General features: G+C 70.4%; 10 protein-coding genes. 9 read left to right on the top strand and 1 reads right to left on the bottom strand.

Annotated elements, in window-relative coordinates:
- Nucleotides 1-448 precede the first annotated feature (448 nt).
- The gene (locus ACWGJ5_RS07335; RefSeq protein WP_453308799.1) at nucleotides 449-817 is read left to right on the top strand and encodes a CU044_2847 family protein; all 369 of its coding nucleotides are present in this window, start codon (nucleotides 449-451) and stop codon (nucleotides 815-817) included.
- Complete coding sequence (locus ACWGJ5_RS07330; protein WP_453308798.1) at nucleotides 793-4,515, top strand: trypsin-like peptidase domain-containing protein; 3,723 nt, start codon at nucleotides 793-795, stop codon at nucleotides 4,513-4,515. The genes ACWGJ5_RS07335 and ACWGJ5_RS07330 overlap by 25 nt, the downstream gene beginning before the upstream one ends.
- Nucleotides 4,516-4,588: 73 nt before the next feature.
- Here ACWGJ5_RS07330 and ACWGJ5_RS07325 read toward each other — a convergent pair whose 3' ends face one another.
- Nucleotides 4,589-5,773 (bottom strand): pyridoxal phosphate-dependent aminotransferase, encoded by a 1,185-nt coding sequence (locus ACWGJ5_RS07325; protein WP_453308797.1) that lies wholly within the window; start codon nucleotides 5,771-5,773, stop codon nucleotides 4,589-4,591.
- 118 nt (nucleotides 5,774-5,891) lie between these two features.
- On the opposite strand from ACWGJ5_RS07325, the gene ACWGJ5_RS07320 reads away from it, so the two are divergent.
- From ACWGJ5_RS07320 to fbaA, 7 genes are all read left to right on the top strand, one after another.
- Nucleotides 5,892-6,251, top strand: coding sequence for a hypothetical protein (locus ACWGJ5_RS07320; protein WP_453308796.1), 360 nt, complete (start codon nucleotides 5,892-5,894; stop codon nucleotides 6,249-6,251).
- Between the two features lie 319 nt (nucleotides 6,252-6,570).
- Entirely contained in the window at nucleotides 6,571-7,095 is a 525-nt protein-coding gene (locus ACWGJ5_RS07315) for a DUF2617 family protein (RefSeq protein ID WP_453308795.1), read from the top strand.
- Nucleotides 7,096-7,193: 98 nt separating this feature from the next.
- Nucleotides 7,194-8,831: a polyamine aminopropyltransferase gene (locus ACWGJ5_RS07310; RefSeq protein ID WP_453308794.1), complete on the top strand. Its 1,638-nt coding sequence runs from the start codon at nucleotides 7,194-7,196 to the stop codon at nucleotides 8,829-8,831.
- Nucleotides 8,832-8,885: 54 nt separating this feature from the next.
- Nucleotides 8,886-9,677: an SRPBCC family protein gene (locus ACWGJ5_RS07305; protein ID WP_453308793.1), complete on the top strand. Its 792-nt coding sequence runs from the start codon at nucleotides 8,886-8,888 to the stop codon at nucleotides 9,675-9,677.
- 64 nt (nucleotides 9,678-9,741) lie between these two features.
- Nucleotides 9,742-10,548 carry an aldose epimerase family protein gene (locus ACWGJ5_RS07300; protein ID WP_453308792.1) on the top strand — a complete coding sequence of 269 codons (807 nt, stop codon included), beginning with the start codon at nucleotides 9,742-9,744 and terminating at the stop codon, nucleotides 10,546-10,548.
- 10 nt (nucleotides 10,549-10,558) lie between these two features.
- Nucleotides 10,559-11,107: an orotate phosphoribosyltransferase gene (gene pyrE / locus ACWGJ5_RS07295; RefSeq protein ID WP_351209770.1), complete on the top strand. Its 549-nt coding sequence runs from the start codon at nucleotides 10,559-10,561 to the stop codon at nucleotides 11,105-11,107.
- A 140-nt stretch (nucleotides 11,108-11,247) separates the two neighbouring features.
- A complete protein-coding gene (gene fbaA / locus ACWGJ5_RS07290; RefSeq protein ID WP_453308791.1) occupies nucleotides 11,248-12,270 on the top strand; it encodes a class II fructose-bisphosphate aldolase in 1,023 nt (340 codons plus the stop codon).
- The last annotated feature ends 12 nt before the right edge of the window (nucleotides 12,271-12,282 follow it).

Genomic DNA, 12,282 nt, shown 5'->3' with positions numbered 1-12,282 from the left:
GCGACTGGCCGTGGTCGGCGGGGGTGACTGCCCACGTACCGCCCCGAGGCAGCGGGCTGCTCGTCCTCGGCAGAGTCCACGGCCGTGGTGCGGCGTGGCGTGGCACGTCAAGGACTGCTTCGGACAGGTGGGGCGTGACGCGCATCGCCGCCCGGAAGCCCTTCGCGCAGACCCGCTGTCGCGGGCCAACCGGAACCGCCAGCACCAACTCCGACGGCGGCAGAGTCCGCTACCTGGTCAGCCCTGACACCTCGACGGTGATCCCTGTGTACGCTTCCCCGCGACACCCGAAGGACACCGAATAGCCTCGGCTGTCCCACGTCGCCACCCTCATCGACGAGATACCCGCAAGTAGGGCGTCCGGAATTGTGACTTTCGGTATCGGCGATGCATGCGGATCGCTACCCTGCTCGACCAGGCGTAGTAAATGTCTGAGTGCGGGAGGGACATGGCTGAGCACATCAGCGGCGTGGGGGATGAACTCCGGTCCACCTTGATACCGCTCGAAATCGACGGGACCTCGGTCTATCTGTCGGTGCAGGAGTTGGGGGGAAGCAGCCACGCCGAGTTCGATGAGTTCCGGGAGACCGAGATCTCGTCGCGCAGACCTACCTTGGAACAGGCTCTGGACGGCCTCACCGGCCTCGCGCGGGCCATGGGAGCCCGACTTCAGGAGTCCGACGCCTCACGCGTCGTCGTCGAGTTCGGCTGCGACTTCGCTCTGGAGACGGGAACCTTCGTTGCCGTCGTCGGCAAGGCCAGCACACGCTCTTCTTTCAAGGTGGGGTTGGAATGGGAGAGACCGGCGAATTCCTGAGTTCCGGTCGCCGTGGGTGGGAGCAGTTGCTCACGAACGCGACCGTTGCTCTTGACGTGCCAGGGCAGGGATCCGTCAACACCGGGAAGGGAACCGGTTTCTTCATCACACCAGACATCGTGGCCACCTGTGCTCACGTGATCTCGCCGGGCATATCGAGCGAGTCTGTCGTCGTCCGAGCGTTCGCGCGCGGCCGAGAATGGCGACTTGAGGCACACCCCGAGCGTTTCCATCGCGACTCCGCAACAGGACTGGACTTGGCACTGCTGCGGGTGACAGGTTCCAGCGATGACGAGGCGCCGGTGATCCCGGTGTGGTTGGGTGCCGCAGCAGAGGTGGGGGACGACCTGTGGACGTACGGGCATCCGGACAACGAATACCGTGACGGGGGACAGCCGGCGACCTTCACCTTCGAAGGGGTTTCCCGGCAGAGTGGAGAGGCCGAGGCCATCGGCTTGCCGAGACTGCGCGGCACTCCGGTGGGCGCCGGATTCAGCGGCAGCGCGGTGGTCAATCAACGTACCGGCGCGGTCTGCGGAATGCTGTTCAGGTCGAACCTCATGGGCGGGGCTCATCTCCTGTCGGCCGCGGAGATCCTGGCTTGGTGCCCCGAAGCCCGCAGTGCCCAGGCTGCGGTGCACGCGCACACGAGCTGGCTGCGGACCCTGTCCGACGCCCAGTTGCGCGACGGAGGCGTCCCGTTTCCGGGGCCGCAACTGCGTGCCTACCTGGCAGCCGTGGAGCGTGTCGCGGAGAAACACCCGTATCCCGGCGTCGTGCCGGGAGGGACACTGCCGCCGCTGTCCGCGGTCTACATGGAGCAACAGACCGGACGGACGCAGTCGGCCGACGACACGACTGCGGCCGAGGAGGAGCGGGACGGGGGGTCGGTGGAACGCCTCCCCGCCATGGAGCTCTTCGACCTGGACGGCGACTGCCTGCTGACGGGCAGCGCGGGAGCGGGCAAGTCGACCCTCTTGCGGCGCGGGCTCGCCGAACTTGCCAGGAACTGGCAGGGCGACACCCATGGCAACCGCTTCGTACCGGTGCGGGTATCGGCCGCTGACCTGGACCGGGGAGCGCTCTACGAGGCCATCGCGGCCGGCGTTCGGGACGACCTGGAACCGATGGGCCTCTGGCAGGGCTGGACAGCGGAATTCTTCCAGGAAGCCCCTGTGGCCGGGGCCCGATGGCTCGTCCTCGTCGATGGACTGGACGAGATCGTGAGCGTGGAAGCCCGTAACCGGGTGCTGGGAAGGGTCGCGGCAGCGGCTGCGGAGACGGCTGCCAGAGCGCGCTTCGTCGTATGCACTCGACCGCTTCCGGCGAGCGAACTCGATGACAAGTTCAGCAAGAGGGCCGTACGCCTGACGCTGCTGCCCTTCGAACCCCGGCAGCTGACAGCCTTTGCCACTGCCTGGTTCACCGCCTTGAAGCTGTCCGATCCCGCCCGGACAGCCGAGAAATTCACCGCGGAGATCGCTCGCGTCCGCCTGGACGCTGTGACGAACACGCCGCTGATGGCGACGATGTTGTGCCAGCTCTACATCGCTGGTGGATCGTTGCCGACCGGCGGCCGCTTCGGCGTGTACGAGGCGTTCATCGACCTCCTGATCAACCAGCAGTACACGGACAAGGCTTCGGGGCTGTCGCAGCAGGTTCGAGACAAGTTCGAAAAGTTCGGTAAACTCGTGGAAAACATGGCTGCTGATGTCCAGGGACGCTCGCATGAATTGATCGGTCATGTGGCCCTGGCCCGCTACAACGGCGACCTGCGTGCCATTCGGACGCTTGCGGTCGAATGGTCCGGCGGAGCACGGCTTCCACGCCCCGCATTACAGGAATGGGATTCTCTGATCGCTGACCTGCTACGACGCAGTGGCGTGTTCGTGCAACGCGGCGAGGATTTCGAGTTCCAGCACCAGACCATGATGGAATTTCTCGCAGCTCGGCGGATCGCCGAAGACGACGCCCTGAGTGCCGCCACAATGCGGAAACTGTTCGGTGTCGCAGCGGGCTTCAGATTGGTGGGCCGGACACCCCAGGCCAACTCTTTCAATGGTTTTCTGATGGCCGCCTGGGGCAGCAATCCTGGACTTACCAGGATCCTGCGACGTCTTGCAGGTCACTATTCCGGCGCTCAGTTCCTGGCAGCGCAAGTCCAGGAGGGTGCCCAGTTGGGGCCTGACGTGGTCGACTCCGCAAGGGCAACCCTGAAGTCGGCTGCGTCATCGCGCAATCCGCTTCGTGGCGGCCGACGTATCCCTGCCGCGCGTGCCCTGCTCATGCTGGGTGACGCGGAAGGAGCCGACCTCCTCGAGTCGTTGGCCAAGAACACCAAGAACCGGGCCGCACACCGGGTGGCCGCCGCAGCGGCACTCGCGGGAGCCGGGGATCCTCGCGGGCCGGCCCTCCTTGAGGCGTTCGTCCGCGACTCGGCTCTGAGCGGGAGCCACCGGGTCGAGGCCGCCACCCAACTGCTGCGTATCGCGCATCCGAGAGGTGCGGAGTTGCTCGGCGGACTGGCCACTGACCCGAACCTGCCGGACGGCAACAGGGTGACAGCAGCGGTGGCACTGGCGGAATGCGGTGACGGTCGGGGCACAGCCCTCCTCGGTGCCCAGGCGGCGGACGATCGGTTCGGAGGCGGACAGCGACTCCGCGCGGCCACGGAGTTGACACGGTTCGCTCCGTCGCGCGGCCGGGACGTGCTGTGCGCGCTGACCGTGGAGCAGCGATTGGAGGACGTGTACCGAGTCGGGGCGGCGAATGAACTCACCCGCCTGCGTGACCCCTGGGCGCGGGACGCGTGGGCGGGGCTTGCAGCCGACGCAACCCTGACCGCGGGGCGTAGGGTTGAGGCGGCTCGTACGCTGCAGGGCCTCGGGGATCCCCGTGGCGCCGACCTTCTTGCCGACCTCGCCGCCCTGGACGGATTGCCTGCCGCCCAGCGCATACGGGCCGCCGCCTTCCTCATGGAATCCGCTGACCCGCGGGGGGCGGAAGCGTTGAACACGCTTGCTGCCAGCCCAGGCATCGACGGTGCTCACCGCATCGAGGCCGCTGCGGCTCTGGCGCGGTTCGGTGACCCACGCGGCGGCGATGCGCTCCGCGCGCTCGCCATCGCCTCTACGCTGGCGGCGGGACACCGTATCGCGGCGGCGCGGGTCCTCGCCGAACTCGGTGATCCTCGCGGCGCCGATCTCCTTGAGTCGCTCGCGCGGTCGCGGCAACTGGAGAACTCGCATCGGGTCGATGCCGCCCAGGCACTGACGGATATGGGGGATGCACGCGGTCCCGACGCGCTTGCGGCCCTGGCCTCGGACCCGGCATTCGACGTCGGCTCCCGGATTCGTGCCGCCCAGCTGCTCGATGAGGCGGGTGACCCACGTGGGATCGCCGCCCTCCATGCCGTTGCATCGGCTCCCCGGATCGCAGACCCGCAGCGTATCCAGGCTGCTGAGGCACTGGGCCGGCTCGGTGATTCCCGCGGAGCCGATGTCCTGTTCGTTCTGGCATCTGACACAGGCGGGAAGGGTGGCGACCGGGTCGATGCGGCCAAAGCCCTGGATCGGCTGGGAAATCCGTCCGGTAAGCAGTTGCTGACCGAGCTGGCGGCCGATGACAGGATCGGCCGTCTGGCCCGGTTCAAGGCGCGCGAGGCGGTGAGCAATCCCTTGCGGTTCAGAAGGAAGTGATCAACTAGGCGCCGAAAGCGGTGATCCCTCTTCGGCGCCGATGAGTCCGGGGGCGACAGCCCCCGGACAGGGCTCACATGCGCCGCAGCCGCTCCGCCGCCTCCCGCAGGACCTCCTCGCGCTTGCAGAAGGCGAACCGCACGAACGGCGCCCCCGCCTCCCGGTCGTCGTAGAAAACGGCGTTCGGGATCGCCACCACGCCGGACCGTTCCGGCAGGGCACGGCAGAAGGCGAAGCCGTCCTTCTCGCCGAGGGGGCGGATGTCGGTGGTGATGAAGTACGTGCCGGCCGGCCGGAAGACCGCGAAACCCGCCTCCGCCAGGCCCTGCGCGAGGATGTCCCGGCGGGCCAGCATGGACCGGCGGAACTCCGCGAAGTACGCGTCGGGCAGCGCGAGCGCCTCGGCGACCGCGTACTGGAAGGGGCCGGAGGAGACGTACGTCAGGAACTGCTTCACCGAACGCACCGCCGTGACCAGCTCCGGCGCGGCCGTCACCCAGCCGACCTTCCAGCCGGTGAAGGAGAACGTCTTGCCGGCCGAGCCGATCGTGACCGTGCGCTCGCGCATCCCGGGGAAGGACGCGAGCGGCAGATGCTCGGCGTCGTCGAAGACCAGGTGCTCGTAGACCTCGTCCGTGACCACCAGAAGGTCCCGCTCGACCGCCAGCTCGGCGATCGCGGCCAGCTCCGCGCGGGTGAGGACCGTACCGGTCGGATTGTGCGGGGTGTTGATCAGCAGCAGCCGGGTGCGGCCGGTGACGGCGGCGCGCAGTTCGTCCAGGTCGAGGCGGAAGCCGCCGTCGTGCGGGCGCAGGGTCACCGGCACGCGCCTGCCGCCCGCCATGGCGATGCTCGCCGCGTAGGAGTCGTAGTACGGCTCCAGGGCCACGACCTCGTCGCCCGGCTCCACCAGCGCCAGCACCGCGGCCGCGATCGCCTCCGTCGCGCCCGTCGTGACCAGCACCTCGGTGCCGGGGTCGTACGACAGCCCGTAGTGGCGCAGCTGGTGCGCGGCGATCGCGGTGCGCAGCTCCGGGATGCCCGGCCCCGGCGGGTACTGGTTGCCGCGGCCGTCGCGCAGCGCCCGTACGGCCGCCTCCCTGACCTCCTCGGGCCCGTCGGCGTCGGGGAAGCCCTGGCCCAGGTTGATCGACCCGGTGGACAGGGCGAGCGCGGACATCTCGGCGAAGATCGTCGTCCCGAACTCGGCGAGCCGGCGATTGAGGTGAGGGCGTGCGCTGGAGGTCATGGCGGCCATCCTGCGCCCAAGCTCTGGACTTCCTCAACTCCGCTTTGAGCCCCGGTACGGCCGGGCATCTGCCGGTCACCGCGGTCCACGGGGGGCCGCCCAGGGGGATTGGAAGGAGGGTGACGCCATGGTCGTCGGCATCATCTTCATCCTGGTGGTGGCCGCGTTCGTGACGGTCACGGCGCTGGCGGGCGCCCGGTCCGGGAACCGGCAGCGCAAGGTGTCGCTCGGCAAGAGCGGCCGCGGCCGGTCCCGGTCGTACCGCTCGTCGTCCTCGTCCTCGTCCTCGTCGTACGACGGCAGCGGCAGCTGGTGGGCGGGCAGCGTCGACTCCGGCTCGTCGGGCGGGCACCACGGGGGCCACCACGGCGGCCACTCCTGCGGAGGTCACTCCTCCTGCGGCGGGGGCTCGTCCTGCGGCGGAGGCTCGTCCTGCGGCGGGGGTTCGTCCTGCGGCGGCGGGGGAGGATGCGGGGGAGGCAGCTGACACGGGGCAGCCGAGCTCGTCGGGGGAGCCGTATCCGGGCCGCATGCGAGCGCCCGCCGGGCAGGACGACCGGCGGGCGCTCGCCGTTGGTTTTCAGCGCCTGGCGTACGCCATAGTTGAACAGTTGAGCTGTGGAGCCCTCTGAGGGATGGAAACCCGGTGAAGTTGGGTAAAAACGCTGTGGGGGCGCCTCTGTTCATGATTCCCTCTAAACCGCCAACGCAGCCCCCCGGAACCTCACTGAGACTCCCGCCCCGGCCGAGCCGGCTGGGCTGACATGGCCGATCTCCCCCTCATCGCGTGTTAGCGGAGCCGATCCATGCTCACGACCCTGAACACCTCCTACACCGATACGCGGGCCGCCGACCTGGCCTGGGCCCTGGGACGCGAGCCGCTGCCGGCGCTGGCCACCCTGGATCTGGAACTCACCGGCGCGAAGCTCCAGTTGAGACTCCTCGGCGCCTCCCATCAGGTGCTGCTGGACGAGGAGCGCGGCGGCTGTTCGGAGACGGTCGCCTGCATCCCCGGCTCCAGCACCCCGCTGCCGCTCGGCGTCGCCAAGCGCGTCGGCGACTGGGAGTACGAGTTCGCCGCGCGCGTCGAGGTGCTCACCCCCGGCTCGTTCGCGGGCCGCGCCCAGGAGTTGCTCGACCTCGTCTCCGACCATCCGCACGGCCTCGCCGGCGTCTTCCCCGGCAGCCCGCACGCCTTCACCGCGATGCTCGCCCAGCGCCACGAGGGCCAGGTGCACTGGCGCACCTGGCACGCCTACCCGCAGGACGGGCAGTTGGTGGCAACCCGGACCCGGGTAGGGGCACGGGTACAGACCGCACACCTGAGCTGAGCACGCCCGCGCGGAGATAAACCCCCAGACGTCAACTGCCCCCAGATCCACACGTGTGGGTGACGAAGCGTACCGCGCGTGTGACGTAACGTCGCAGAGTGATCGAACCGCACGCTCCCGCGCCCCCGGGTTGCCCGCCGTCCTGGACAGCCCCCGCCCGGCTGCCCGTCCGGCCCGGCACCGGGCGGTTCCTGGTCCTCGTGTGCGTCTTCGTCTGCGCGGCCTGCGGACTCGTGTACGAACTCGAACTCGTCGCATTCGCCTCGTACTTGATGGGAGACTCCGTCACCCAGGCCTCCGTCGTGCTGTCCGTGATGGTGTTCGCGATGGGCATCGGCTCCCTCGGCGCCAAACGGCTGCGCTGGCACGCGGCGGCCGGCTTCGGCGCCATCGAGACCGCCCTCGCGCTGATCGGCGGGTGCAGCGCGATGGCGCTGTACGCCGTTTTCGCCTGGACCGGCGGCTGGGGCGGGCTGTGGGGCGAGGGCCCGCGCTGCCTCCTGGTCGCGTTCTCCCTCGCCATCGGCCTGCTCATCGGCGCCGAGGTGCCGCTGCTGATGGAGCTGATCCAGCGCATCCGCCACCAGGACGCGGGCGGCGCGGTGGCCGACCTGTTCGCGGCGGACTACGTCGGCGCGCTGGTCGGCGGTCTGGCCTTTCCCTTCCTTCTCCTGCCCGTTCTGGGCCAGTTGACGGGTGCGCTGCTCACCGGCACGGTCAACGTCGTGGCCGGCGGCGCCCTCGTCCTCGGCCTCTTCCGCCGCGACCTCACCCGCCGGGCCCGCTGGACCCTGCTTCTCGTCGGCGTCGCCGTCCTCGGCGTCCTCGCCTCCGCCGCGGCCCTCGCCGACGAGTTCGAACGCGCCGCCCGGCACGCCGTCTACGGCAAGGACGTCCGGGTCGCCGAACAGACCGACGTCCAGGAGGTCGTCCTCGCCGGCGGCACCGACGGCAGGCCCCTCGACCTCTTCCTGGACGGCCGGCTCCGCGTCGGCGGCCGCGACGAACGCCGCTACCACGACGCCCTCGTCCACCCGGCCATGTCCGGCGGCCCCCACGCGCGCGTGCTGATCCTCGGCGGCGGCGACGGCCTGGCCGCCCGCGAGGTGCTGCGCCACGGCGCAGTGCGCCGCGTCGACGTCGTCGAAATCGACCCCGGCCTGGTCCGCCTGGCCCGCCACGACCCCGGCCTCGCCGCCGCCAACGGCCACGCCTACGACGACACCCGCGTCCACGTCACCTACGCCGACGCCCTCGGCTGGCTGCGCGGCGCACCGTCCTCGGCATACGACGTGGTGATCGCCGACCTCCCCGACCCCGGCATCACCGCCAGCACCAAGCTGTACTCCCAGGAGTTCTACGGCCTCGCCCGCCGCGTCCTCGCCCCCGGCGGCCGGCTCGTCGTCCACGCCGGCTCGGTCACCACCCGGCCCCGCGCCTTCTGGACGGTCGCCGCGACCCTGCGCGCCGCCGGCTTCGCCGGTTGCGCCTACCGGGTCCTCGGCCACGACACCGGCTTCCCGGCCGGCCCCGACCGCTCGGCGGGCACGCCCGGAACCCCGCACGACTGGGCCTTCCTGCTGGCGAGCCCGGGGGCCGTTCCACCACCGCTGCGCCTGGCCCCCGGGCCGCCGCACTCCCTGACGCAGGCGGAGCTGACCGCGGACGCGCGGGCGGCGGAACGGACCCGGATCGGCGGGCTGCCCGCGTCGACGCTGGTGCATCCGCGGTACTGACGACCCGGTCAGGTAGGAGTGAATTCCGGTCACACCTGGGTAGGCTCACCGGACATGGAGCACCAGGTCTTCGTCCCGGTACCGCTCGAGTCGTTCAGAGCCGCCCTCGCCGACCCCGCGCGCATCGCCCGCGCGGTCCCCGGCCTGCAACAGGACGCCGGTGCCGAACCCGTCACCGGGCGCCTGAAGCTCCGCGTCCAGGGACACTCGGTCACCTACCGGGGTACGGCACGGGTGGCCGCCCGCGACGACGGCACGTACGCCCTCGAGGCCGACGCCACCGAGGCCCGCGGCACCGGCGCCGTGAAACTCGCCCTCACCCTGCGCCTCGCGGACACCGGAGACGGCACGACGGTGACGGTCGAGGGCACGGCGGGCACGGACGGCCGGATCGCCGAGCTCCCCGGGGACGCGGTGCACGCGGCGGCCACCCGCCTGCTGAACCGTTTCCTGGAGAACCTGGCGACGCCGGAGCCTGCGGTGGCTTCGGAGCAGAGGGAAGAGCCGGCACCGGAGCCTGAGGCGGCACCCGAGCCCGAGGCCGGGCAGCCCTCCGTCTTCGACACCGAGATCCCGCCGTCGTCCCTGGACCCGGCGGCCGACCGCCTCGCCGAGGACTTCGCCGACACCGGCGAGCCCCCGGCCGAGGCCGCGCACGCGCGCCGGACGATGATCGGCCGCAGCGCGGAGGAGGTCGACCACGCGCCCCCGCGGGGCCGTTACGCACCCGTGCCGGCACCCCAGACGGTGACGGCGACATCGGCACTGCGCTGGGCGGCACCGGCGGCGGCGCTGGTCGTGGCGTCGGCGATCGTCGTGAGCAGGGCACTGCGCAAACGCCGGTGAGCACCCCCGAAGTGGGTACGGCGCTCAGCCCCTGTGGCGAGCCGCCCCCCAGTAGCCTCTTCTCGTGAGTAACGAAGACATCACGCTGACCGCAGGCAACGCAGAAGTACACGTCAGCCCCGCCAACGGCGGCCGTATCAGCAGCGTCAAGGTCAACGCCCTCGAACTGCTGAGGCAAGGGCCCCGCTACGGCTGCTTCCCCATGGTGCCGTGGTGCGGCCGGATCCGGGACGGCCGCTTCCTGGACGGCGGCACCGTCCGTCAGATGCCGCTCAACTCCCCGCCCCACGCCATCCACGGCACCACCCGCGACGGCGCCTGGCGCACCGCGCGCGTCTCGGAGAACGAGGCGGTGATCACGTACGACCTGGTCGACCCCTGGCCGCACCCCGGCCGCGTCACCCACGTCGTCACGCTCGCCGAGGACGGCCTGACGCTGACGATGTCGGTGGAGGCGCGGGACGACTCCTTCCCGGCGCAGATCGGCTGGCACCCCTGGTTCAACCGGACCCTCGCCGGCGAGGACGGTGCAGTCGGCGAGGACGTCACGGTCGGCTTCGAGCCCGCCTGGCAGGAGGAGCGCGGGGAGGACCATCTGCCCACCGGGAACAGGATCGACCCGAAGCCCGGCCCCTGGGACGACTGCTTCGGCATGCCCGGCGGCGTCGACGTCACCCTCACCTGGCCCGGACAACTGGAGCTGAAGGTGACCAGCCGCGAGGAGTGGGTGGTCGTCTACGACGAGCAGGCCGAGGCCGTGTGCGTGGAGCCGCAGACAGGCCCGCCCAACGGCCTGAACACCCTCCCGCACCTGGTCACCCCGCTGGAGCCGCTGGAGGCGAGCACCACCTGGAGCTGGCGGCGCCCTTAAGCTGGTCGGCATGACGGACGTACGCGGCGCTCTGCTGCAGCAGATCAAGGACAAGGCCGTGGTGCACGGCAAGGTGACCCTCTCCTCGGGTCTGGAGGCCGACTACTACGTCGACCTGCGCCGCATCACCCTCGACGGCGAGGCCGCCCCGCTGGTCGGCCAGGTGCTCCTGGATCTGACCGCGGACCTGGAGTTCGACGCGGTGGGCGGCCTGACCATGGGCGCCGACCCGGTGGCCGCGGCCATGCTGCACGCCGCCGCCGCGCGCGGGCAGCGACTGGACGCGTTCGTCGTCCGCAAGGCCGCCAAGGCGCACGGCCTGCAGCGGCGCGTGGAGGGTCCGGACATCGCCGGTCGGCGGGTGCTCGTCGTCGAGGACACCTCCACCACCGGCGGATCCCCGCTCACCGCCGTCGAGGCCGTGCGCGAGGCCGGCGCCGAGGTCGTCGCCGTCGCGACCATCGTGGACCGGGCCACCGGTGCCGCCGAGAAGATCGAGGCCGGCGCGGGCGTTCCGTACCGTTTCGCCTTCTCGAAGGATGAACTGGGTCTGGACTGACACGCCCCGGTGACCTGGACTTGGCGGGGCGCCGACCAGCATCCCGTGTCTGGAAAGATGGGGCCGACGACGACGTCACCCCCCAGGTCTAGGTCAGGGCCGTAACGCAGCAATCCACCCGCAACACAAGGAGCGGACAGATGCCCATCGCAACCCCCGAGGTCTACAACGAGATGCTCGACCGGGCGAAGGCAGGCAAGTTCGCCTACCCGGCCATCAACGTCACCTCGAGCCAGACCCTGAACGCGGCGCTGCGCGGCTTCGCGGAGGCGGAGAGCGACGGCATCGTCCAGATCTCGACCGGCGGTGCCGAGTTCCTCGGCGGCCAGTACAGCAAGGACATGGTCACCGGCGCGGTCGCCCTCGCCGAGTACGCGCACATCCTCGCCGAGAAGTACCCCGTCAACATCGCGCTGCACACCGACCACTGCCCGAAGGACAAGCTCGACGGGTACGTACGTCCGCTGATCGCGGTCTCCGAGGAGCGCGTGAAGGCCGGCCGGAACCCGCTGTTCCAGTCGCACATGTGGGACGGCTCCGCCGAGACCCTCGCCGACAACCTCGCCATCGCCCAGGAACTGCTGGAGCGCACCCGCGCCGCCCACATCATCCTCGAGGTGGAGATCACCCCGACCGGTGGCGAGGAGGACGGCGTCTCGCACGAGATCAACGACTCCCTCTACACCACCGTCGAGGACGCGATCCGTACGGCGGAGGCCCTGGGCCTCGGCGAGAAGGGCCGCTACCTGCTGGCCGCCTCCTTCGGCAACGTGCACGGCGTGTACAAGCCGGGCAACGTCGTGCTCCGCCCCGACCTGCTGAAGGAGCTGAACGACGGCGTCGCCGCCAAGTTCGGCAAGGCCTCCCCGTTCGACTTCGTCTTCCACGGCGGCTCCGGCTCCACCGAGCAGGAGATCCTGACCGCGCTGGAGAACGGCGTCGTGAAGATGAACCTCGACACGGACACCCAGTACGCCTTCACCCGTCCGGTCGCCGCCCACATGTTCCAGAACTACGACGGCGTCCTGAAGGTCGACGGCGAGGTCGGCAACAAGAAGGCCTACGACCCGCGCACCTGGGGCAAGCTGGCGGAGGCGAGCATGGCCGCGCGTGTCGTCGAGGCCACGCAGAACCTGCGCTCGGCGGGCAACAAGATCAAGTAAGCGGTACGTCCG

The sequence above is a fragment of the Streptomyces sp. NPDC054783 genome (assembly GCF_053611725.1).
The sequence above is the reverse complement of the archived record's forward strand: the minus strand, read 5'-3'. Positions and strand labels throughout refer to the sequence as shown.

Excerpts from the sequence above, each read along its gene's own strand:
- fbaA (WP_453308791.1), top strand. The coding sequence starts at position 11,248 with ATGCCCATCGCAACCCCCGAGGTCTACAACGAGATGCTCGACCGGGCG.
- ACWGJ5_RS07315 (WP_453308795.1), top strand. The coding sequence starts at position 6,571 with ATGCTCACGACCCTGAACACCTCCTACACCGATACGCGGGCCGCCGAC.
- ACWGJ5_RS07325 (WP_453308797.1), bottom strand. The coding sequence starts at position 5,773 with ATGGCCGCCATGACCTCCAGCGCACGCCCTCACCTCAATCGCCGGCTC.
- ACWGJ5_RS07305 (WP_453308793.1), top strand. The coding sequence starts at position 8,886 with ATGGAGCACCAGGTCTTCGTCCCGGTACCGCTCGAGTCGTTCAGAGCC.
- ACWGJ5_RS07320 (WP_453308796.1), top strand. The coding sequence starts at position 5,892 with ATGGTCGTCGGCATCATCTTCATCCTGGTGGTGGCCGCGTTCGTGACG.
- ACWGJ5_RS07335 (WP_453308799.1), top strand. The coding sequence starts at position 449 with ATGGCTGAGCACATCAGCGGCGTGGGGGATGAACTCCGGTCCACCTTG.
- ACWGJ5_RS07330 (WP_453308798.1), top strand. The coding sequence starts at position 793 with ATGGGAGAGACCGGCGAATTCCTGAGTTCCGGTCGCCGTGGGTGGGAG.
- pyrE (WP_351209770.1), top strand. The coding sequence starts at position 10,559 with ATGACGGACGTACGCGGCGCTCTGCTGCAGCAGATCAAGGACAAGGCC.